This window comes from Vibrio sp. R-1, from assembly GCF_035615595.1.
Classification (GTDB): Bacteria; Pseudomonadota; Gammaproteobacteria; order Enterobacterales; family Vibrionaceae; genus Vibrio; species Vibrio cholerae.
In genome coordinates this window covers 12,743-36,274 of record NZ_WPDC01000036.1, presented here as the reverse complement: position 1 = coordinate 36,274, position 23,532 = coordinate 12,743, and the positions used below count along the sequence as shown (strand labels likewise).

The 23,532-nt window shown below is 49.6% G+C and carries 18 protein-coding genes and 1 pseudogene; 4 read left to right on the top strand and 15 right to left on the bottom strand.

What is annotated here, in order from left to right; all coding sequences use genetic code 11:
• From GOU96_RS09820 to GOU96_RS09800, 5 genes and pseudogenes are all read right to left on the bottom strand, one after another.
• Positions 1-1,107: pseudogene (locus GOU96_RS09820) on the bottom strand (peptidase M66); the annotation flags it as partial.
• 371 nt (positions 1,108-1,478) lie between these two features.
• The gene (gene lhgO / locus GOU96_RS09815) at positions 1,479-2,690 is read right to left on the bottom strand and encodes an L-2-hydroxyglutarate oxidase (protein WP_071178993.1); all 1,212 of its coding nucleotides are present in this window, start codon (positions 2,688-2,690) and stop codon (positions 1,479-1,481) included.
• A complete protein-coding gene (locus tag GOU96_RS09810; protein ID WP_071178992.1) occupies positions 2,687-4,828 on the bottom strand; it encodes a TRAP transporter permease in 2,142 nt (713 codons plus the stop codon). Before GOU96_RS09810 ends, lhgO begins: the two co-directional genes overlap by 4 nt.
• 176 nt (positions 4,829-5,004) lie before the next feature.
• A complete protein-coding gene (locus GOU96_RS09805; RefSeq protein ID WP_002156696.1) occupies positions 5,005-6,012 on the bottom strand; it encodes a TAXI family TRAP transporter solute-binding subunit in 1,008 nt (335 codons plus the stop codon).
• A gap of 310 nt (positions 6,013-6,322) precedes the next feature.
• Positions 6,323-7,675, bottom strand: a complete 1,353-nt coding sequence (locus GOU96_RS09800) for a sigma-54-dependent transcriptional regulator (protein WP_267781676.1) — start codon at positions 7,673-7,675, stop codon at positions 6,323-6,325.
• Between the two features lie 163 nt (positions 7,676-7,838).
• On the opposite strand from GOU96_RS09800, the gene GOU96_RS09795 reads away from it, so the two are divergent.
• A complete protein-coding gene (locus GOU96_RS09795) occupies positions 7,839-9,893 on the top strand; it encodes an ATP-binding protein (protein ID WP_267781674.1) in 2,055 nt (684 codons plus the stop codon).
• 114 nt (positions 9,894-10,007) lie between these two features.
• Here the strand turns inward: GOU96_RS09795 and GOU96_RS09790 are convergent, their stop codons facing one another.
• Positions 10,008-11,177, bottom strand: a complete 1,170-nt coding sequence (locus tag GOU96_RS09790) for a lytic polysaccharide monooxygenase (protein WP_069648465.1) — start codon at positions 11,175-11,177, stop codon at positions 10,008-10,010.
• A gap of 446 nt (positions 11,178-11,623) precedes the next feature.
• Here GOU96_RS09790 and GOU96_RS09785 point away from each other — a divergent pair, with 446 nt between their 5' ends.
• The 3 genes from GOU96_RS09785 to glpQ all read left to right on the top strand — a co-directional run bounded on the left by GOU96_RS09785 (position 11,624) and on the right by glpQ (position 14,975).
• Positions 11,624-11,971: a DUF3316 domain-containing protein gene (locus GOU96_RS09785; RefSeq protein WP_000720501.1), complete on the top strand. Its 348-nt coding sequence runs from the start codon at positions 11,624-11,626 to the stop codon at positions 11,969-11,971.
• Between the two features lie 424 nt (positions 11,972-12,395).
• The gene (gene glpT / locus GOU96_RS09780) at positions 12,396-13,754 is read left to right on the top strand and encodes a glycerol-3-phosphate transporter (protein WP_000462373.1); all 1,359 of its coding nucleotides are present in this window, start codon (positions 12,396-12,398) and stop codon (positions 13,752-13,754) included.
• A gap of 153 nt (positions 13,755-13,907) precedes the next feature.
• A complete protein-coding gene (gene glpQ, locus GOU96_RS09775) occupies positions 13,908-14,975 on the top strand; it encodes a glycerophosphodiester phosphodiesterase (RefSeq protein WP_267781671.1) in 1,068 nt (355 codons plus the stop codon).
• Positions 14,976-15,027: 52 nt separating this feature from the next.
• Here glpQ and GOU96_RS09770 read toward each other — a convergent pair whose 3' ends face one another.
• From GOU96_RS09770 to rbsD, 9 genes are all read right to left on the bottom strand, one after another.
• Positions 15,028-15,708, bottom strand: a complete 681-nt coding sequence (locus tag GOU96_RS09770) for a Crp/Fnr family transcriptional regulator (protein ID WP_267781668.1) — start codon at positions 15,706-15,708, stop codon at positions 15,028-15,030.
• 139 nt (positions 15,709-15,847) lie between these two features.
• Positions 15,848-16,579, bottom strand: coding sequence for a nucleoside phosphorylase (locus GOU96_RS09765; RefSeq protein ID WP_267781666.1), 732 nt, complete (start codon positions 16,577-16,579; stop codon positions 15,848-15,850).
• Entirely contained in the window at positions 16,576-17,310 is a 735-nt protein-coding gene (gene pnuC / locus GOU96_RS09760; protein WP_000365210.1) for a nicotinamide riboside transporter PnuC, read from the bottom strand. The genes GOU96_RS09765 and pnuC overlap by 4 nt, the downstream gene beginning before the upstream one ends.
• Positions 17,311-17,435: 125 nt before the next feature.
• Positions 17,436-18,440, bottom strand: a complete 1,005-nt coding sequence (locus tag GOU96_RS09755; RefSeq protein WP_095490332.1) for a substrate-binding domain-containing protein — start codon at positions 18,438-18,440, stop codon at positions 17,436-17,438.
• Between the two features lie 10 nt (positions 18,441-18,450).
• The gene (gene rbsK / locus GOU96_RS09750) at positions 18,451-19,371 is read right to left on the bottom strand and encodes a ribokinase (protein WP_001038368.1); all 921 of its coding nucleotides are present in this window, start codon (positions 19,369-19,371) and stop codon (positions 18,451-18,453) included.
• A 137-nt stretch (positions 19,372-19,508) separates the two neighbouring features.
• A complete protein-coding gene (gene rbsB / locus GOU96_RS09745) occupies positions 19,509-20,387 on the bottom strand; it encodes a ribose ABC transporter substrate-binding protein RbsB (protein ID WP_000737177.1) in 879 nt (292 codons plus the stop codon).
• Between the two features lie 60 nt (positions 20,388-20,447).
• Positions 20,448-21,431 (bottom strand): ribose ABC transporter permease, encoded by a 984-nt coding sequence (gene rbsC / locus GOU96_RS09740; protein WP_000107607.1) that lies wholly within the window; start codon positions 21,429-21,431, stop codon positions 20,448-20,450.
• A 14-nt stretch (positions 21,432-21,445) separates the two neighbouring features.
• Entirely contained in the window at positions 21,446-22,948 is a 1,503-nt protein-coding gene (gene rbsA / locus GOU96_RS09735; protein ID WP_267781662.1) for a ribose ABC transporter ATP-binding protein RbsA, read from the bottom strand.
• Between the two features lie 26 nt (positions 22,949-22,974).
• The gene (rbsD, locus tag GOU96_RS09730) at positions 22,975-23,394 is read right to left on the bottom strand and encodes a D-ribose pyranase (RefSeq protein WP_000749918.1); all 420 of its coding nucleotides are present in this window, start codon (positions 23,392-23,394) and stop codon (positions 22,975-22,977) included.
• Positions 23,395-23,532: the final 138 nt, after the last annotated feature.

Sequence of the window (23,532 nt, the reverse complement as noted above, 5' to 3'; positions counted from 1 at the left end):
ATCCCATTGCAGGGGCAGCGACCATGCATGATGCGAAAACACCACTTTCATGCGACCATTCTCTGGCTGATCCGATGCGGCCAAAGCACTTGGCGGCAGCATCAAGATGGTTTGCACTACTTCGCCATCGAGGAACACTTCGGCGCGGACTTGGTTAATCTCCTCACCTTGCTGCGGCGTAAACAGCAGTAAAGCTTCACGGTTCATGATCGCATCGAGATGGCCTTGCCCAGTCAGCTCATTGCCCTTGGGCGCAACCGAAGTATGGGTTTGCGTGATGCTCAACCCGCCTTCTAAACTGCCTTGCAAATGGTTCGGGGTTGGGATCTCATCAGCAAAACCAACTCGAGCTTCCTGAGTCGTGAAGCGCACCACTTTCGGCTCAGCGCAATCGACCTGATTGCAGGAACTGAGGGCAATTTCATACTGGGTTTCTGGCTTAAGCCCACCCACAAAGAATCCCGCGGAAACATGGTCATAACGACGAACATCACTGTGATCACTGAGGTTGGTAACCGTGAGTGTCACTGAGTCCGTTTCGTTTTGCCCAAGCCAGTCAAATGACACACCGACATCAGACAGGCTCGAAACGGTTAACGAACTAATCTCTGGTTTGACTAACGTACCGCAATCATTGGTTTCGGTGCGATAGATGGCATCGCGCTCCCAAATGTAGCTGCCATCGGCACGCTTAGAGCCGTGTGACGCAGGAATGTATTCAATAAAGCAGCCTTGCTCGTCTGATTCGTAAACACCAAATTCGCGGCTCATGAGATAAAAACCGCCGTCATACATCATGAATTCCCAACTCTGATCGACAAAGTCAATCACGTTGCGATAAGGCGTATCATCGCCGCCTTGATAAGGCAGAAAAGGGAACTGCAGATCATTTTTGTAGCTCAGGCGATAGTCCGTCCCTTTGTAACGGATCCAGCGTTCGCCATTGCGCTCAAATACCCCTTCTCCGCGTTCGGCCATCGCTTTAATCGATTCTAGCCGCTCAACGGTTTTTTCGCCGATCTGCACTAGCGTGAGCTCATGTTGCGCCCACGCCGATGTGCTTCCCAATAGCCCAGCTATCAGAAGCGTTAATGGTTTCTTGTTCATGATTGGATTTCTCATTTTGTTTTTCTTGTGGTTAGCGTGCGTGATGCGACCTGAATTTCGGCCGCAGTAACCCTCGAAACCTAGGGTATTCACACCACAATAGGTTCCGGACATAGACAACCGAGTTACGGATTTATTATTAGTTACCGAATGGCATTTCGGTAGAATCGCTGCTTCCACAACGAGATAAGGGTTCCAACTCTGTGAAGATGGCTTCTTGGAAATGAGACTCTGTGCCAAAAAATATGCAAATGATCACACATAAAATCAGCAAATAGTTACACAAAAATCAATTAAAGATGATGATATGTAAGTACTTTACAATTCGAGGTGAAGAAGATGCCCACCTTCATTGATGGGCATTGAGAGGCTCAAGCGAGCGATTTTTCCGCGATTTTGTCGCACAGATATTCGCCGATTGGCATTGCGGAAGTGGCCGCTGGAGAAGGGGCGTTACACACATGCAAACTGCGCGGACTTTCGGCAAACAGAAAATCGTGCACCAGCGTACCATCACTTAATACCGCTTGGGCACGAATGCCTGCAGGGTAAGGCTCAAGATCCGAGAGTTCGATACTTGGGCAGTATTTACGTACCAATTGTAAGTAGCCCGCTTTCCACCATGAGTTTTTCATTTCGACCATACCCGTATTAAAGTGCTGGGCACTCACTTTCCAAAAGCCGGGGAAGCAAACCATCTCCCACACATCGCGCAGGCTAACATTCCATTTACCATAACCTTCACGCTTAAAACCTTGTACGGCATTGGGGCCAACGGTCACGCTGCCATCAATCATGCGGGTTAAATGCACGCCGAGAAACGGCAATTCAGGATCCGGAATCGGGTAGATAAGATGACGCACCACTTGGTTATGCTTGGGTGCCAAACGGTAGTATTCGCCACGATAAGGGATGATCTGAAAATCGGTCGGCAAACCGAGCATCTTGGTTAAGCGATCGGCCATTAAGCCTGAACAGGTGACCAGAAATTTGGCCTGATAACTCACGCGTTGGTTCTTCTGTTGGCAAGTTAGCGTGACCGAGGATGGCGTTTCTTCCAAGCCCACCACTTCCGTGCCTATTTTCACATCCCCACCCAACTGCATAAAGGCTTCGGCCATTTTCTCAGTCACCAGACGATAATTGACGATACTGGTCGCTTTCACCAAGATCGCCCCCAAGCCACGAATATTGGGCTCCGCCAGCTTCAACTGTGCGGCATCCAGTTTTTCAACGTCGATCTGATTTTGTAAGCAGCGATCATAGAGTGCGTGCATGCGTTCGAGTTCTGGCTCATTGGTGGCCACCAGTAACTTGCCGCAGTTTTCCACTGGAATATTGTGTTGCGCGCAAAACGCCAAAGTGCGTTCGACTCCGCGTTTACAAAAATCAGCCTTCAAACTGCCGGGAGCATAATAAACTCCCGCATGGATCACCCCGCTGTTGTGACCAGTTTGATGGCGGGAAAACCCCGCCTCTTTCTCAATCAACAGCACCGATTTTTTCGGATAACGCAGTTTCAGTTGCCAAGCGGTGGAGACGCCGACAATGCCGCCTCCGACAATCACGTAATCATAAATCATGCAGATTTCGCCTCCTGCACCGCCGAATTTGCTCGCTCAACGCGAGTTGAAGATTTTCGTGTGTAGATAAAAATCACCACAAACAGCGCCACACAGACTAAACGGATCCAAATCGGCAAACTTGGCCACACCAGCAGCACACCGATCACCGCCAACAGCAAACGCCATAAGAGATTCAGCCGCCCTTCCAGATAGCCTTCAATCGCGCCAATCATGGCGTAAGTGCCAAAAATCGCAAAGATGCCGATGGTGACAACCGTGGTCGCATCCCAACTGATGAGTTGGGTATAGGCAATCAACACGGGAACCAAATACAAGCCTTTAGCAATTTTCCACGCGGTAAATCCGGTGCGCATCGGCGGGGTTTTGGCGATGGTGGCCGCGGCAAATGCCGTCAAACACACCGGTGGCGTCACGTTACTGTCTTGCGAGAGCCAGAAGATAATAAGGTGCGCCGAAAGCAGAGCCAGACCAATCGCTTCTAACCCTAAGCTTTGTTGTAGCAAGGTTTCCACAAAATCCGCGGGCACAAGGCTAATCAGCTCATGGGCATTTTCCGCCGCCATAGGCGCATTGAGCAAACTGAGTTGATCCGGTGCCGCCAGCATGAAAATCGCTTTGGCTTGTTCCGGCAATTGCCCCGAAACCATCAAATCCACCAACTGGCTTTCGGCCAGCAGTTTGTACAGCGCAGGAGCCGAAAGCGTACCCAGCACAATGTACGCCGCCGTTACTGGCAGCCCCATCCCCAGCACTAAAGAGGCCAAAGTGATCAACACCAGCATGGTCAGCAGATCGCCATTTGCCCAGTTGTTGATCATCAATGAGAAGGTATTGCCGATGCCCGTTGTGCTAATCACGTTAATCACCAAGCCGATACCGACCAGCAATACCGCGGTGGTCGCCATGTTTTTCGCCCCTTGCTCCAACGCTTCAATGATCGCTTTAGGACCCATTTTGTGATTTTTGGAAAACCACGAAGCAACAATCACCGACAGAATCGACAAGCCCGCCGCGTACGTTGGGGTAAAGCCTACCACCAACAAGGTCACTAACACGGCGAGTGGGATCAAGTTATGCCAACCCGACAGCAGCACTTTCATAAACGGCTCTTGGCTCGTAGTGACAATCTGTACGCCCATGCGTTTGGCTTCAATCCGCACGAAAAACGCGACGGAAAGGAAATAGATGAGCGCCGGAATAAACGACACCGCAACAATATCCACATACGGGATCTGCGTGTACGACGCCATGATGAACGCACCAGCCCCCATCACCGGCGGCATGAGTTGCCCACCCGTCGAAGCCGCGGCTTCCACCCCTGCGGCGAAGCGTGCAGGAAAGCCGGCTTTCTTCATCATGGGAATAGTAATAACGCCCGTAGATACTGTATTCGCGACACTAGAGCCTGAAACCGACCCCATCAAACCCGAAGCCAGCACAGCAATAAAACCAGGCCCCCCCACCACTTTACCTGCCGCAGCGCGTGACACGTCCATAATGTAATCGCCGACACCAGAGCGCACTAAGAAGGCACCAAACAGGATGAACATGAACACGAAGCTCCAGCTGATCGCTGCAATCGAACCGAACATGCCTTCCGAGGAATAGAAACTGCGATACAGCAGGGTTTCGGCACTTAAGCCGGGAAAATGGAAAATGCCGCCTGCCCATTTGCCCCAAACCGAGACATAGGTCAGACAGATCAAAATCAGCGTGGGAATAAACCAACCCATAGTGCGGCGGATCATCTCCATCACAATCAAGATCGCGAGAATTGAGAACACCCAATCGCTGGTGACAAATTTCACGCCGCGCTCATAGAGTGCATCTTCTGCCAGCATCAAATAGATCAAGCACGCCAGCGCCAGCAGCGCTAACAACACATCAAACGCCAGCGCAACTTTGCTCTCACGCCAACGAGGTAAGGCGGGATACCACAGCGCGCAAATCATCGCGAACCCCGCGAAGTGGATAGCCGAAATCCACAATTCTGACCACGTGGATAACGTATTAAACCAAATGTGCGCCAGTGACAGCAGCACACACAATACGGAAATCGTGCGCGTTACCCAGCTAAAACGGGTACGGGTCGGCACTTCGAACTTTTCCAGTTCTTGTTCTACTGAATTGCTCATTGCGTTACTCCAACAGCGAGACAACTAAGCCATATCCCCAGGAAGCGGCCGTATTGCAACTACTTCCAGCGGTTTGGGGATAGACGAAGAAAACAGAGATGCCCTTTCTTTAGATTGACTTCATGTTGAAAGGGCAAGACTGCCCGCTCCCGAGCAGTCTTTCGCGTTCGCCGAACTTACTGTGGCATCAAGTGGGCTGGAATTTTAATCCCCACTTCTTGGTAGTAACGCGCCGCACCGGCATGCAGGGGCATGGGCAAACCTTCGATGGCTTTTTCAATCGCCATATCTTTGGTCGCTTTGTGGATGCCTTGTAGGAAAGCTAAGTTCTCGTACATGGCTTTAGTGAGCTGATATACATCCTCTTCCGAAATGTCGGTGCGCACCGCGAGGAAGTTCGGCTGAGCAATGGTGGTGATGGTTTTATCGACGCCCGGATAGGTGTTCGCCGGAATATCAAACTTGGTCCATAAGTTGTAGTTACCGTTGGCTTGTTTAATCTGCTCATCGGTAAAAGAGAGGATCTTGATGTCGTTGCCCATCGCTGCAAAAGCTTGAGTCACCGCGCCCACTGGCACACCCGCTGGCGTGTTCATGCCATCAATGGTGCCGTTTTGCAGCGCACTAGCACTGCCTCCGTAGCCCAAATAAGCCAGATTAAAGGTATCAGGGTCAACGCCAATCCCTTGCATGATCTGCCGACCCGAAAATTCCGTGCCCGAATTTTTCGAACCAATCGAGAACTTTTTCCCTTTCATGCTGGCCAGATCGGCAATGGTGCCAGTTGGCGCGAGATCAGAGCGCACAATAAAGTGTTCCACGTTCTGCCACAGCATAGAGACCGAACGTAATTGGTTTTGACGCTCCGCATACGGGCCTTCGCCCGCCCATGCCCAAGCACCGTACAAACCTTGCAAAATCGCGAACTGCGCTTCGTTATCGTTCATCAACTTCACGTTTTCACCCGATCCGGCCGAGCTAATCGCGGAGAGTGAAAAGTGGTAGCTCGGGGTGAGTTTGACTTTGGTCAGGGTCGCCAGAGCGACACCTACGGGGTAATAGGTTCCTCCGGTTGACGCGGTGGCAAGAATGTAGCTGCGTTCTTCGGCTGCGTAAGCACCACTAATTAGGCCAAACGAAGTGATGGCGGCTAATAGGGTTTGCGTAAGGCGCTTTTGTTTCATCGTGACTCTCCATGTTGTGATTATTTTTCGATGCTGCACCGTTTCCAAATACGGCTGGCGTACAGCATTGGCAATATCACTAACAGCAAAGAAGATGCCAAAAATTAATTCATTGTTTTATAAGTTATTAATTTTCAACACAGATAACAATGAGCAAAATTTTGCTGATTGAGCCTCAAGTACATCAGCAAAAAACCGCCGATCATCGCGCGTGTTTTAGGCTCAAAAATCAGGAGAGCGATCACGCAAGGTTAACTAAATGTGATCGATGTTAATAAAAACCATTGAAAAGTGATGAGCAAAATTTTGCTCATTCCTCCTGCGCAGTAAAATCACCGCGAAGCAAACCAAACTTCTGCATTTTCTGATTTAGGGTGCGCCTTGGCAAATCCAGCTCTTTCATCACTTCACTGATATTACCTTGATGGCGATGCAGCGCCTGAGCGATCACTTTACGTTCAAAATTGTGTACTTGAATCGCCAGCGGTAACCCCGCCGAGGCTTCTTCTTCAGTCATTCCCGGACGTGAAGCCAGAATTTCCCCAACACTGATGCTGTCATCCAGCGCATAACGCAGCGCGACATTACGCAGCTCGCGCACGTTGCCCGGCCAACGATAAGTGAGCAGCGCCAACCGATCCGCTTCACTCAGGCTGCGCCAAGTCGGTTTCACTTGTACGCAGAAGTGTTCAAACAGCAGCAAAATATCGTCACCTCGCTCACGCAGCGGCGGTAAATACAACTGCGCGACATTGAGACGATAGAACAGATCTTGGCGAAATTCCGCGTGCTGCCGCAGCTCTTCCTTAGCCGCCGCAATCACACGTAAATCAATGGTGTTCGGCTGATTACCGCCCACCCGCTCCACCACATGATCTTGCAGCACGCGGAGCACTTTCACTTGCATGGCCAGCGGCATGCTCTCGATTTCATCCAGAAACAGCGTGCCTTTATCGGCCAGTTCCAGCTTGCCAATCCGCCGCTTCACCGCACCGGTAAACGCGCCCGCTTCATGGCCGAACAGTTCGCTTTCAAACAGGTTTTCTGGGATCGCGCCACAGTTGATCGCCACAAACTGACCACGCTGACGCTCGCTGGCTTGATGCAGACACTGCGCCACCAGTTCTTTGCCACAGCCGGTTTCGCCGTAAATGATCACGTTGGTATCCATCGCTGCGACTTTGGCGATTTGCTCGCGCAGCAGTTGAATCGACTTACACTGCCCAATCAAGATCTGCTCTAACCCTTTGGCAGAGGCAAGATAGTGGGCACGCGATTGTGATGACAACGCGTTTTGGTACTGACTGACCGCTTGCGCCACCGTGTTGGCAAGGCGTTCTGGTTGAAATGGCTTCTCGATAAAATCGAACGCGCCTTGATGCAGCGCTTTCACCGCCATATCGACATCGCCATGTCCAGTGATCAAAATTACTGGCGTTAGCGGCTGCACATTTTTCAACGCCACCAAAAGACTCAACCCATCGGTATCGGGCAAGCGTACATCACTCACCACGGCGGCGAAACTCTGCTGCTCAATCGCCTCTAACGCGGATGCGCCATCAGCAAACATCGCCACGTCAAAACCCGCCAGTTGTAACCACTGGCCTGTGGCTTGACGCACAATGTCGTCGTCCTCAATCAATGCAATCCGTTGGCTTTCCACGCTTTATTCTCTGTTCTATTTATAGTGCGGCTAAAATAAGCAAATTTGTCTGGCTTGGAAAGGAGCCGCCTCTCACTTCTGAGTTACCCGTCATTAACATTTATCGCTTTCGTTGCTAAGTTGAAGCGTCAATCTCGGTGCTCGTTTTAAATAGGAAAATGCTTTGAAACTTAATAAAGCAAGTTGGATAGTGTTGGTGATTTTACTGCTGATCGCGGTGCGATGGGGCTCGCACGCCATCAGTGAAAACTGGCAACTGGGGCAAGCGCAGCGCCACGGCGAGCAGCGTTTGCTTGATTACATCAGTGATGTAAGGCGCACTCTAAGTCGCTTTTATCATTTGCCGTACCTGATGACCAATGAAGCCAACACGCTCAAACTGTTTCAGGGCGATGATCGCCCGCAAGCCCAATTACAGCAACAATTGGCGCAGCTCGATAAAGCCGCGAATACCAAAGGTTGGTACATACTAACCCTCTCCGGATCCGTGTTAGCGGCCAGTAAAAATGCCGAAAGCTGGAAGATCTCTGATGGTAAAGCCATCATCAACAAAATTTTGCAGCAGCGTGAAGGGATTTCGATTGTCACCAAATCCGTTGGCAGCACCCCCACCTATTTTGTTGCTGCGCCAGTTTATCTGGATGTCGAGATCGTCGGCGCGGTTGCCGTACAAGTGGATTTAAACGTGCTTGCCGATCAATGGTTTGCCAGTGATGAGTTAATCCTTTTTCAAAATGCTCAACGCCATTATTTTCTCTCCAGCAGTTCAGTTTACAGCGCAGACTGGATAGCGACTCACCCCGAAGTGGTCGCAGCGGCGCAAAAACGTAGTCTATTTGATGGAACACGCCTAACACTGTGGCAAGTCGAACAAGCGCCTTATCTTGCCCAATCCGTCACGCTGGATGATCTAAATTGGACGCTCACTTACCTCACGCCGCTTAAAAATCTTAATGTCACGGTTAACTGGATCAGCACCAGTGCTATGGTCGGCGTATTATTGCTGCTATTACTGATGCGTCTGCGTTACGAGCAGTATCAAAAGCGCCTCAGTGAAGCCAAGATTCAACAAGTGTTGTTTGAGGCCGAAGAGCGCCAACGCAATATGATCAACAAAACTCATGTTGGACTGCTGCTGATCGATGGACAAGGCCGCATTGAAGAGATCAATCCGATGGCGAAGCGCTATTTTAGCCTCTCGGAAAGTATGGTGCGTCAGCTACAAGCGTGGTCGCTGTTTGATACTGGAAACCCAAATGCCACCGTGCCACTGCTGCTGAAAAATCTCACCGAGCATCAAGAGCTGGCCGACATCACCAACGTGGAAACGGTCGCGCGGCGCAGTGATGGCAGTTTGTTTCCGGTGCTGTTCTCCCTGATTGCGGTCAGTTGGAAAGATCGCCGCCACTATTTGGTGACACTGATTGATATCAGTAAACGCAAGAAGGCGGAAATCGCACTTCAGAATGCCAACCGCGATTTGCAACAGCGAGTAGAAGAGCGCACCGCAGCGTTGAAATCCGCTCAACAAGAGCTGATTGAAGCGAGCAAAATGGCCGCATTGGGACGTATGTCAAGTGCGATTACCCATGAGCTCAATCAGCCCCTTACCGGTTTGCGCACCCTACTTTCTAGCAACGAATTGCTCCTTGAACGCGGTGAAACTCAGCTGCTCAAAGCCAATACCAAGCTGGTGCATTCTTTGATTGATCGTATGGCGGCGATGACTTCCCAACTCAAATCCTTCGCGTTCAATCGACCTGATGCTTTGCAAGCCATCTCGCTGCCCGATGCACTACAGGAGATTTTGCGCATCCATCAAGTACGCTTAACTCCGGTGGATGTTCGAGTTCGGCTTTCTAGCGATCTGCCGTTGGTGATGGGAGAAGAGCAACGCTTGCACCAAGTGCTCGGTAACTTGGTGTCGAATGCGTTAGATGCGATGAGTCAAACCTTAGAACCGAAGCTCAGCATTAGCGCCGTGAGTGAAGAACAGCAAGTGATCGTGCGCGTGAGCGATAACGGCTGTGGTATTGCACCAGAACTCTTAACCACGATGTTTGAACCGTTTCAAACCAGTAAGAAAATGGGCGAAGGATTAGGGCTTGGCCTAGCGATTGTCGCCAATAGCCTACGAGATATGCAAGGCAGTATCGTGGCAACGAATAATCCTGATGCGGGCATGAGCTTTGAGATCCGCTTGCGCGCCGCCCAATAGCGGCAACGTGCTTGGTCAAAAAGAAAAACAGGTTGTACGAGACAACCTGTTTTGCCGAGTGACAGCCTCTTTTGACTGCATATAAACGCTCAGTTCGTCAAAGAGGCAGCGCGCTTAGCGCCACACACCCCATTCGCCTGTGGTTCCCGGCTCTTCACCTTGTGTCCACCACTGGGCAGTCCAGCTCTTGCCTTTATGAGTGACTACCGCGCCTGCGGTATAAGTCTTGCTCTTATCCCATGCATTTTCGGGTTGAGTCGGTGGCGTGGTATCTCCTTTGGTGAGCGATAAGCGGTAAGTGAGATTACTGTTTGGCGCAAAGACTTGGTTGGCGTACAAATTTTGCGTATCAAACATGTAGTGGTTCATCTCTTGGTGCCAAATACCGATAAACCATTCGCCGTTTTTCAGTTGATTGAACTGACCCGCTAGCTCGGCAGGCCAAGTCTCCAAATTGTTGGCACGGATTGGCAAGGCAATATCTGTCGTTTCCATACCTGTCGCATCAAATGTTCGCAAGCGAACACTATCTCCGACTTCAACAGGGCCAAACCCTTGCGGTACGTAATAACCCAAAGCGGTGAGCTTAGCCGGATCGGTCGGGTCAGTCGGATCTGGTGGCGTGGTAGCACCGCCAAAGGTGATGTCACTACAGTTGTAGAAGCCTTCACCACCTGCATCTACCCGCTGCCAGCGCGTGTAAAGAATCGCATCGCCACTGCGATCTTGTGGCAAGGTGACTTTGAAACGGTATTTCTTATCACTTCCCGCGGCCACATCATCCGAGCTGCCCACCAATGCCAAGTCATCCCACGTCAGTGGCTTGGTGTGGTCGTAAGTCGCTTTACTTAAATAAAATTGCCAATACGAGGGATTGTGAGGCGTTGCCGCATGGAACACGACCTCAATTTGACCATTGGCATCTAGGGTGATTCCGGTTTTTTGCCAATGGGCAGAAGGCACATTCAAGCCCGCTTTGGCTTTATCGCCCGCCGAACAGAGCTCGCCATCTTTCACCACCGCTTTTACTGCGGCCATATCCCGATACTTCTGCACATTGGCCGATATTTCATTGCGCTGCACAAACGGAAAAGCGCCGGAAACATCATAGGCCGCCTGACAAGCTTGATTTGGAATCGCGTTATCCCAAAAACCGCCGTCGAGATAACAGGTGTTTTGTCTTGCGCTTGGGAATTCCACCCAACCATGTGCTTGTACCTGCGAAGCCGCCAAAGCCCCGAGTATGACTGAGCCTAGCGCACTGATTTTTAATCCGTATTTCATAGTTATTCCTTCTTGATTGTGACTCTTGTTATTCGCCATTTCTGTTTACAAATGGCTAACAAAAGCTAGCAATAACCCCAAAATAACGTGTCAATTTCGGCACAAAGCCACGCGGGAAATCGTCAATTTGCCACCTACTTTCCAGTAACTACATGCAACAGTCTTGGCTTGCTTGGGCTCTTCGAGGCACTTCAAACTCCCTTAGCCAGAGCCCGGTGTGACGATGCTAAATCAGAAAACTAAGGCTGATGGAGACTTAACAGTGTCATGAAAACCCAGCTTAAGTCAGTTTATGTAAAGAAACCCAACCATACCTTTTCAAAAGCTTTACCCTACTTGACGGACTCTTTACATAACCATTGATAGTATGAATACCTCTCTCAATAAGAGAAAACAAATTACTTTTAGAAACTCATTACAGCTTTCAAACTCAATAAGGAAAACTTATGAAAAAGATTATTCTCGCCGTTACCGCTCTTACTCTCAGTGCTGGTGCGTTTGCGTCTATCGATACCAACCACAAAGCACGCTCAATCAATGCGGGTGTTTACGCAAGCCAGGAACAAGCTTACGCCGCGGGATTTAAGAAAATCGAGCAGTTACAAGCTCTACCTAGCAACAAATTAGCGAATGAACTTTCAGTATGGCAAAACAGCGTTGTGCCAAAAAGTGTCAAGATTGATGGTACTGAAGTTGTGGTTCAATCTTTTGCGAAACAGCCAGGTGTCGTTGAGTATCGCTCGATTGTTAAAGTCGACTACCAATACAAAACTCGTGAAAGCAATCGCGACTAAGTCGATCAAGCCTGTCTCAGATGGCAAAGGATTGCCATTGATTCACCGCCTACGTCCATTCCCTCTCTTCTTATCCCCATCTGCACTTCCAACACTCAATTTACGAAACTGATTTATTTTCGTTCAATCTACATTTAATTTCATACGAAAATTTCATCACCACAAAAGCAATGGAATAAATCCAAACGCTTAATTTTGCGATAAAAGTCAACAAAATCGAAAATTTACAATTTGTTTCTATACGTAAAATAATTCACGTGCCACATCAATCACAGTAATAACAATTCAGAAACATAAGAATCTCGACACTTTCGAACGAAAATAAATTGCTCGTTCGACATTTCTTTACTGCGGTGATGCTCACATCTGTACTGTGAGTTCCGATAGTAGAGGTTTATACCATCGCAAAAACAATGAGGTCACTATGTTCGAGCTCTTCAAACCGGCTGCGCATACGCAGCGGCTGCCATCCGATAAGGTGGACAGCGTCTATTCACGCCTTCGTTGGCAACTTTTCATCGGTATTTTTGTTGGCTATGCAGGCTACTATTTGGTTCGTAAGAACTTTAGCTTGGCAATGCCTTACCTGATTGAACAAGGCTTTAGTCGTGGCGATCTGGGTGTGGCTCTCGGTGCGGTTTCAATCGCGTATGGTCTGTCTAAATTTTTGATGGGGAACGTCTCTGACCGTTCTAACCCACGCTACTTTCTGAGTGCAGGCCTACTCCTTTCGGCACTAGTGATGTTCTGCTTCGGCTTTATGCCATGGGCAACGGGCAGCATTACTGCCATGTTTATTCTGCTGTTCTTAAACGGCTGGTTCCAAGGCATGGGTTGGCCTGCTTGTGGCCGTACTATGGTGCACTGGTGGTCACGCAAAGAGCGTGGTGAGATTGTTTCAGTCTGGAACGTCGCTCACAACGTCGGTGGAGGCTTGATTGGCCCCATTTTCCTGCTCGGCCTATGGATGTTTAACGATGATTGGCGCACGGCCTTCTATGTCCCCGCTTTCTTTGCGGTGCTGGTGGCCGTATTTACTTGGCTAGTCATGCGCGATACTCCTCAATCTTGTGGTTTACCACCGATTGAAGAGTACAAAAACGACTATCCCGATGATTACGATAAGTCGCATGAAAATGAGATGACTGCGAAAGAGATCTTCTTTAAGTATGTCTTCAACAACAAACTGCTTTGGTCGATTGCGATTGCTAACGCCTTCGTTTACCTGATCCGCTACGGTGTACTTGACTGGGCTCCGGTTTACCTCAAAGAAGCCAAACACTTCACGGTTGATAAATCTTCTTGGGCTTACTTCCTGTACGAGTGGGCGGGCATCCCGGGTACTTTGTTGTGTGGTTGGATTTCCGACAAAGTGTTTAAAGGCCGCCGCGCTCCAGCAGGCATCCTGTTCATGGTGTTGGTAACGCTTGCCGTTCTGGTTTACTGGTTCAACCCAGCAGGCAACCCAGCGGTAGATATGGCAGCTCTGGTCGCGATCGGCTTTTTGATCTACGGCCCTGTGATGCTGATTGGCCTTTACGCTCTGGAACTGGCTCCGAAGAAAGCCGCCGGTACCGCAGCAGGTCTGACTGGTCTCTTTGGCTACTTAGGTGGTGCTGTGGCAGCTAACGCGATATTGGGCTATACCGTTGACCACTTCGGTTGGGATGGCGGCTTCATGGTCTTGGTTGCCTCTTGTGTACTCTCTGTGATCTGCTTGATTTACGCTTTCGTTGGCGAACGCGCTCACCATAACGATAAGCTTAAACAAGCGACCATTTAAGAGCGTGTATCATCAAGCAATAACATCGTCAGTATAGCTTGTCCCCCTCGCCGCGCTCTTGCCTGATTAGGAGCGCGGCAACTCTCTCTCCCACCCTAACGTCACGTGTCATTTGACGCCTTAGGGCTGGGAAGAACAAAAAAGGAATTCATGATGCTAAAACCATTCTCGCTTTCTCTGCTGGCTCTGGCCTGCTCAACTTCTTTATTTTCAAGCATTGTTTCTGCAGAACCATTAGTGATTGCTCACCGTGGAGCCTCTGGCTACTTACCTGAACATACATTAGAAGCCAAAACACTGGCTTATGCGATGAAACCGGATTACATCGAGCAAGATGTGGTGATGACCAAAGACGATCAATTGGTGGTATTACATGATCACTATTTGGATCGCGTCACCGATGTTGCGGAGCGTTTCCCTAAACGCGCACGAGCCGATGGCCGTTATTACGCGATTGACTTTACCTTAGCCGAAATCAAAACCCTGCGTGTCACGGAAGGGTTTGATATTGATGTGCAAGGCAATAAAGTCGCCGGTTTTCCTGATCGTTTCCCTCTTTGGAAAGGGGATTTCACCGTCCCGACTCTCGCAGAAGAAATTGAGCTGATCCAAGGGCTCAACAAGACGCTCGGTTATAACATTGGTATCTACCCTGAAATCAAAGCACCTTGGTTTCACCGCCACGAAGGCAAAGATATTTCTCAAGCCGTCCTCAAAGTGCTAAAACAGTATGGTTACGACAGCAAAGACGACAAAATCTATCTGCAATGTTTTGACCCTATCGAGCTAAAACGCATTCATGATGAGCTGCTGCCAGCGATGAAGATGGATCTCAATCTAGTTCAGCTACTAGCGTACACCGACTGGAATGAAACTATGGTTTATCAAGGAGACCAAGCCACACCCTATGACTATGACTGGATGTTTGCCGAAGGCGGCATGGCCAAAGTCGCGCAATACGCCGATGGCATCGGCCCGTGGAAACCTATGTTGGTTGATGATGCTTCCACCAAAGACAACATCATGATTAAGCCGTTGATGAAGCAAGCAAAAGAGGCTGGCCTCGTGGTGCATCCTTACACCTTCCGAGCCGATAAAGGGCGCATTGCACCTTGGGCAGACAACTTCGAAGGGATGCTGGATGTGTTCTACAACCAAGTGAAGGTGGATGGTCTGTTCACTGACTTTCCCGATAAAGCGGTGGCTTTCTTAAATCAATAATGCTTTAACTTGACATTATCGCCAGTCAGCGAATAAGCGAGGGACACCTCGCTTATTCAAAGCTGGCCACAAAAGCACGCAGAGCTTCAAGATCTTTGATGATAAGTCCACGCTCACCTTTTTCAACCAATCCCCTATCCACCAACTCTTTCACCGCTCGGCGATACACTCGGCTCGATGTACCAAAGCGTTCCGCTTCTGGCTCCATCCGTTCAAAGCCACCCAAATTGACCCGAGTTTCATGCTGGAGCAGCAGATCATACGCAATGTTAAAGCTGATTGAATGCATCAAACGCTGCGTGTAAATGTCCAGCGACTCTTGGTAATCCTGCGCTAAAGCAGACGCAAAAAACAGGCTAAGCACAGGTTGCTGCTCAAGACACTCTTGCAATGCCTGAGCACAAATCACCGCCGCTTGAATCGGCTCTTCAGCCACCACATTCCACTGACAAGACATGGCGGTAAAGAACTCCATCTCGCCAAACAGGTGATCGTCACACTGCACTTCACCGAGTTGAAAACGGCGTCCATTAGCCGCCAGAATATTCATCGAAACTCGACCACAAGACACCACATACAGTGACTCAACAGGTTGGCCTTGCTGCAACAGCGCCTCACCCGCATCAAACCTTTTTGTCGCGGTTTGACATTGAGCCAACGCCAGACGAAACGCAGGCAGTTGCGCATTCAAATAGCCTGAAAAACGGCCGGTAGTATTCACGGTAAGTTGCATAGCGTTTTGAAATTCGATTCACATGGGCATAGGCTACCTGTTTTTTGCACTTAGGCGAAGCTCTACCTAGATTCCTCACTCAACTGAGCAATACCGCTCATTGAGTGAGGCCATGTTATGGGTCGTGAATAGGTTGGGGCTAATCGAATTTAAGCGCGTTTAACGCATGCAAAGCAGCACGTGCAGCCAGCGTTTCGCCCTGCATCATTCTTTGATCGGCATTGACGTATTGATTCACGCCCTCTTGCACATCTTGCTCATACAACACCACATTATTGAGAACGGAAGCGACCTGTAACCCGCGTAAACGGCCAACCGTGAGTAGCGCAGAGGTTTCCATATCCGCCGCAAGAATCCCTTTGCGATGCCAATAACGGCACAGTTCTGCTTCTTCATCGGTATAAAAGCTGTCATGCGAGCGAACAATACCTCGGTGAGTGGGCACGGACTGCTCAGCTAAAAAGCGTTGCATCTCCAGCACCAATTCAAAGCTTGAGTAAGCCGGATAAGCGGCGCCAATATATGCCTTTGAACCGCCCTCATCACGTACTGCGCCTTCCACCAAAATCAGTTCACCTAGTCCGATTTCTGGCTGCATTGCGCCTGCGGAACCCACTCGCACAATAGCTTTTGCGCCACTTCGCGCCAGTTCTTCCACCGCGATGATCATGGATGGCGCACCAATCCCTGTGCTGCATACGGTGATTGGCTGCCCTGCGAACTCACCACTGAATAAGCGGTATTCGCGGTTTTCAGCGACAAGCTCTGCGTTATTCAACAAGCTGGCAATGCGGTTCGCACGATTCGGTTCACCGCAGACCACAACACGTGGCGCAACTTGAGCAACATGAATGTGAGGTTGAATGCTCATGCAGTTGCCTCATTGGTCAGGTTTTTTTCTGCATTATGGCGAGCGGTTTGCATCCAAGCTCGGGTGCCATTGGCGGCAATGAACAGCAAAATCGCGTATTCGATAGAGAGGGCATACACACCTTGCGCCGCATAAATTCCGACACTGATGATGTTGATGACTACCCACAGAATCCAGTTTTCCACGTATTTACGCGTCATCAAAATCTGCGCCACCACAGAAAGTACTGTCATCGTCGCATCCCAGAATGGGAAAGCATCCGGAGATAACACTGGGCGATCCAGTTGTGCGCCAAACAGATTCAATACATCAACGGTAATATTGGCTAAAGAAAAGAATACCGGATCGATATAAATGGTCATCAAGATAATGCTGATCACGCTAATGCATGCCGTGAGCAGCAATTTTTGGCGGCTCATCCAACGCACAACGAGCGTATCCCCTTGAGCATTCGGGCGAGTCCACGCATACCAGCCATAAATGTTGGCGCAGAAGAAAAACAGCTGGAGCAACAAGATGCCATACAGTTGGATCTGATAGAATATCACCGCAAACAGCGTGACATTAATCAAGCCAAACAAGTAGTTAATGGTTTTTTCTTGGCTCGCAAACCAGATACACAGCAAACCAAACAGCGTTCCTACCGCTTCAATCCACGACATGGCATATCCGCCACCGATCGGAATATTGACTAGGGTGTGGTTAATATCAAAAAAAGTCATCAGATCCATTTGTTCTATCTCTCATTGTTATGACTTGCCACACTATAAGGAACAATATGAGGAAAGCGAGAGGACATTTGTCCTCTTCGATTGGCTTGGATCATAAATTAGAACAATGGGACGAGCGGATAGCGCTAGCCGAGTTTTCGTACACTATTACGCACCACTAAAGTCGGCTCTAATTGCACAACTTGCGCAGTGGTGTCTGGATTTTCCAACCGATAAAGCAGGGTATCCACAGCGGCTTTGCCGAGGCGGTATTTGGGTTGATGGATGGTGGTTAACGCCGGGGTCATAAACTTAGCGATATGCACATCATCGTAGCCAATCAAGGAAAGATCGTCCGGGACTCGTAAACCTCTTTGGCTGGCGGCTTGAATTACGCCCATCGCCATCATGTCATTGGAAACAAACAAAGCGCTGGGCAATTTGCCACGCTGATAGAGTTTTTCAAAGGCTTGGTAGCCGCCTTCACACTCGAAGTCAGATTCCACAATCCAATCTGGATTCATAGCAATTCCCGCTTCCGCGAGCGCACGTTTGTAACCTTCATAACGCATCTGTGCTTGGTGGCGAATCAGCGGACCTGTGATACAACCAATCTCTTTATGCCCACACTCAATCAGATGCTTGGCCGCCATGTAGCCACCTTGCAGTGAGTTGTCTTGAATTTTGTCACTCGCAAAAAGGATCGGGCCCCAGTCCATGACCACAATCGGGATGTCGGGATAGCGGTCAAACACATCCAACCTTTCACCCTCAAGGGTTGAGCACATCAACAGCAAACCATCGACACGCTTTTGCAGCAAGGTGTTGATGCTGGCTTTCATGCGTTGGTTATCCCCTTCGGTATTGCACAAGATTAGGTTGTAGCCTTGGTGATAACAGCTTCGCTCTACGCCTTTTACCACTTCACCAAAAAATGGGTTGGTCGAGGTGGTCACTAACATGCCAATGGTTTTGGTGCGGTTCATTTTGAGGCTACGCGCGAGAGCGGAGGGGGCGTAATTGAGTTGCTGAGCGGCGTTATTCACCCGCTCAGCAATTTCATCACTCACAAAACGACTCTTATTGATCACATGGCTTACGGTTGAAGTGGAGACGCCAGCAAGTCGAGCGATATCCTTCATAGTGGCCATGGGTTTTCTCCTATGAGTGTTCTGCTAAAAAGGCCTCAACTTCCGCACGAGTGGGAATCGAGGTTTGTGCACCAAAGCGTGTTACCGAAATTGCGGCAGCAGCATGGGCAAACTTAATAGCTGATTCTAGAGGCATTTCTTGCAACAAGCCAGTCACCAATGCACCGTTAAAGGTATCACCTGCGGCGGTGGTGTCCGTGGCTTTCACCACAAAACCGGGAATTCGTTGCCCGCGACCATTTTGGCTCAGCCACACACCCTTTGAACCAAGGGTAATAATCACAATCTCGATGCCTTTACAGTGTAAAGCGTCCGCCGCTTGCTGCGCGCTGGCATCATCCAAGACCGTAATTCCAGTGAGCACTTCCGCTTCGGTTTCGTTCGGCGTAATCAGATCTACACACTTCAGCAACTCATCAGGCAGTTCACGGGCTGGTGCAGGGTTAAGAATCACATTGGTTTTGGCCGCTTTGGCTTCTTGCGCCGCTTTTAAAATGCCATCAAGCGGCGTTTCTAGTTGCATCAGCAGATAACGTGCATCCCGAATCGCCGCGAGATCAGGCTCAATCGCGGCAGCAGTCAACTTGGCATTAGCTTCTGCAGAAATGCAGATACTGTTCTCACCACTGTCGGAGACTTGAATCATCGCAATACCGGTTGGGCAATTGGGTTGCAGCTTCACGCCCGCCGTATTGATGCCATCTAGCTTAAAACTTTCACGAATATTAATACCAAACGAATCATCGCCAACACAGGCAATGAAACCCACATCCGCTTGCATACGTGCGGCGGCAACGGCTTGGTTTGCCCCTTTTCCACCCGGAATGACTTGATAATTGCGCCCGTGTAGGGTTTCTCCGGGGCGAGGAAATGAAGGCACTTGCAGCACATGGTCTGCATTGACGCTACCCAGAACCACCAACTTATTCATACGGTTATCCTTTGTATTGATGAGGAAAAACAGAGTGGTTTAATGGCTGATACCCTCTTTCTTCATTGGGTAAACGAGGAAAATAGAACCAGTAAACCGCTCGGTTTTCCCTCCTCATGTGAGGAGGGAAACGGGTATTATTTTGAAATCACTTTCAGAGCGACAGGGATGTAAGCTTCCACTTTTTCACCCTTGAGCATTTTGTCGGCAGTTTCAATACCAATCGCGCCAATCATGTCTGGCTGCTGTGCGACAGTGGCGGCTAATTGGCCGCGCTCTACCGCTGCGATGCCATCATCGGTGCCATCAAAGCCGACAATCATCACTGACTTGCCTGACGCTTGAATCGCACGCAGTGCACCCAATGCCATTTCATCGTTTTGCGCGAAAACCGCTTGAACATCTGGGTTCGCTGCCAGTAGGTTTTCCATCACGTTCAAACCTTTAGTGCGGTCGAAATCCGCAGGTTGGCTAGCCAGCAGTTGCATCTTGCTGCCTTTCACTGCATTCATGAAACCTTCACCACGCTCACGCGCCGCTGAAGTTCCGGCGATGCCTTCCAGTTGGATCACTTTGGCATCGCTACCAATTTTCGCTTCAATAAAGTGGCCGGCCATTTCGCCGCCGACTACGTTGTCGGACGCAATGTGGCTCACCACCTCACCACGGCTTGCACCACGGTCAAGCGTCAGCACTGGGATCTTGGAGCGGTTCGCGATACGAATCGCGTTAGAAACCGCATCCGAATCTGTCGGGTTGATCAGAATCGCTTTTACGCCGCGCACAGTGAGGTCTTCCACGTTCGAAAGCTCTTTGCTTGGGTCATTTTGCGAGTCCAGCACAATCAGGTTGTAGCCAAGTTCTTTGGCTTTAGCTTCGGCTCCATCCTTCATGGTCACGAAGAAAGGGTTATTCAGTGTTGAAAGCACAATCGCCACGGTATCTTGCGCTTGCGCCGCAAAAGAAACCGATGTGGAAAGTAGAGCAGCAGAGATAAGAGTGGTCAGTTTTTTCATTCTCATAGTCCTTTTTGGTTGCGCCTCGCAGCTCTTGCCCTGCTGAGGCGGATTCACGTTTTATTTATTTTTGTTGTCTACCAAGACCGCCAGCAAAATAACCACAGCTTTCGCAATCATTTGGTAGTAGGAGGAAACATCGAGCAAGTTCAATGCGTTGTTTAAAAATCCGATGATGAGAGCGCCGATCAGCGTGCCCATGATGCGACCTTTACCGCCCATCAAACTGGTGCCCCCGAGCACCACAGCCGCAATCGCGTCCAATTCATAGCCCATACCCGCGGTTGGTTGCGCAGAAGAAAGGCGAGATGTAACGATGATGCCTGCTAGCGCGGCCAGTAAACCACAGATGGCATACACGCCGATTTTGACGCGATCTACGTTGATACCTGAAAGGCGAGTTGCTGATTCGTTGCCGCCCACTGCATACACATAGCGGCCAAAGCGAGTGTGATTGAGCAAGTACCAAGCGCCGGCAAACACCACCACCATCAGCCATACCGGAACCGGAATGCCCAATGCGTAGCCTGTACCAAACCATGCAAAGGTGTCCGCCGTATCAGTGAATCCGGTCGAAATCGGACGCCCATCGGTGTACACCATAGTGACACCGCGCAGCAGAGTCATGGTTACTAATGTCGCGATAAAGGCCTGCACTTTACCTTTGGCAATGATGATGCCGCTGATTGCGCCAAGCGCAGCACCAGCCAGCAAAGCCGTAGGCACAGCTACCAGAACAGGGACTTCCATCGCCACTAAGGTGGCCGCAAAAGCACCACACAAGGCGAGCACCGAACCGACGCTCAAATCAATCCCTGCGGTTAAGATGACCAAGGTCATACCCACCGCGATGATCGCGTTGACCGAAGTTTGGCGCAGAATGTTTAGTAAGTTATCAACCGTAAAAAAATTCGGGTTTAAGAAAGAGACGACAACCACTAAAAACAGCAGTGCGATCAGCGATTTTTGTTCAATCAACCACTCTTTGCTGAGCAGTTTTTTACGGTTATCAGATGTCGTATTAGTCATGGTTCGGGTACTCATGCTGTATCCTTGTTTCATGCTGCGTGAGCAGGGTTACGCCCTACCGCACACGCCATTAATTTTTCTTGATCGGCTTCGCTCGCCATAAACTCGCCGCTAATCCGCCCTTCATGCATCACCAGAATGCGGTCACTCATGCCAAGCACTTCGGGCATTTCTGAGGAGACTAAAATGATGCTCATGCCTTCAGCTTTGAATTGGTTGATCAATTGGTAGATCTCTTTTTTCGCGCCAACGTCAACACCGCGAGTCGGTTCGTCCAAAATCAGCACTTTGGGCTTAGTCATCAGCCCTTTAGCGATCGCCACTTTCTGCTGATTGCCCCCAGAAAGGTTGCCAATGATTTGCTCACGACTTGGGGTTTTGATGTTGAACAGACGAATAAAGTCATCCACAGCAATCACTTCATCGGCATGACGAATTTGCACACCTTTGCTCAGTTGATCGAGCGCGCAAAGTGACATGTTCTCTTTCACCGAAAGACCGAGTACCAAGCCATCGCCTTTACGATCTTCAGAGATATAGGCGATGCCGTTGGCCAAACCATCTTGCGGGCTGACGGGGTTAACGGTGCGTCCATTAAGGTTAATCACGCCACGCTCCGAAGGCAGCGCGCCATAAATCACCTTCATCAGTTCAGTGCGCCCAGCCCCCATCAAACCGGAAACACCAAGAATCTCGCCTTTTTTAAGCGTAAAGCTGACATCGTGCACACCCGAGCCAGTTAGGCCAATCACCTCAAGGCTGATGTCACCTTGCTGCGCAGCAATGCGCGGGTACTGTTCTTCCAGTTTACGGCCAACCATCATCTCAATCAGGCCATCTTCATTGGTATCGCATACGCGGCACTCACCAATAAATTTGCCGTCACGCAGTACGGTGATGTCGTCACAAATCTCAAAAATTTCTTTCAAACGGTGCGAGATATACACAATGCCGCAGCCTTGTTCGCGCAGTTCATTAATGACATTGAACAGCGATTCGGTTTCGGTATCGGTCAGCGCATCAGTCGGTTCATCCATGATGATGACTTTCGATTCAAACGACAGCGCCTTGGCAATTTCCACCATCTGCTGCTCACCCAAGCTCAGATCACCGAGCAAGGTTTTCGCACTGTGTTTCACATTCAAACGCGCGAGCAATTGATTCGCTTTACGATGCATTTCATCCCACAGAATGCGTCCGAATGGCGAAGTCATCTCACGACCAAGGAAAATATTTTCCGCAATCGTCAGCTGCGGGATCAGGTTGAGCTCTTGGTGAATAATGCTGATGCCCGCCAGTTGCGAATCTCGTGGGCCTTTAAAACTGACAGCTTGGCCTTGATACTCAATGCTGCCCGCATCTTTGCTATAAATGCCGGTCAGCACTTTCATCAAGGTTGATTTGCCAGCACCGTTTTCACCCATTAACGCCATTACCCGCCCCGGATAGACATTCAGGCTCGCTTTGTCCAAGGCTTTTACGCCAGGGAACGCTTTTTCAATTTGGCTCAGGGCTAAAATTGCTTGAGTCATAGTGGTTCCTCCATGGTTGGGCGTGGTTAAAACACGACACCCGCTTGGAAAATCACATTGGCATAAGGCGTACATTCACCGGTGCGCACTACTGCGCGGCTTTGCAACGTGCGTTGTTTAAACGCTTCATGGCTGATGTATTGGATGGCAATTGGCTTACCGCACAATTGTTCTTCTGCTTTCAGCTCGCGACATAAGGCTTCATGCAACACAGGGCTTACTTGAGCAAACTCTTGTGCCACGATGACACTTTCAATCTGCGATTCAGACAAAATCACCCGTACTGTTTCCAAAAAAGAAGGCACCCCGTGAGTCAGCGCGAGATCAATACGCGTCACTTCATCAGGGATTGGCAGCCCAGCATCACAGATCGTGATTTCATCGGTATGGCCGAGTGTTGCTACCAAGTAAGAGAGTTCAGAGTTTAGTAGGGTACTTTTTTTCATGGTGATACCTTTTATTGATTCACGTTTGAATAACGACAGCATCACTTTCAGTTGGCGAAAAAATGCACATCGAAACGTTTCGATGACATAATAGTTTACTCAATTAAGTTTGCACGAGACAAATCCACAGAGTGTGAA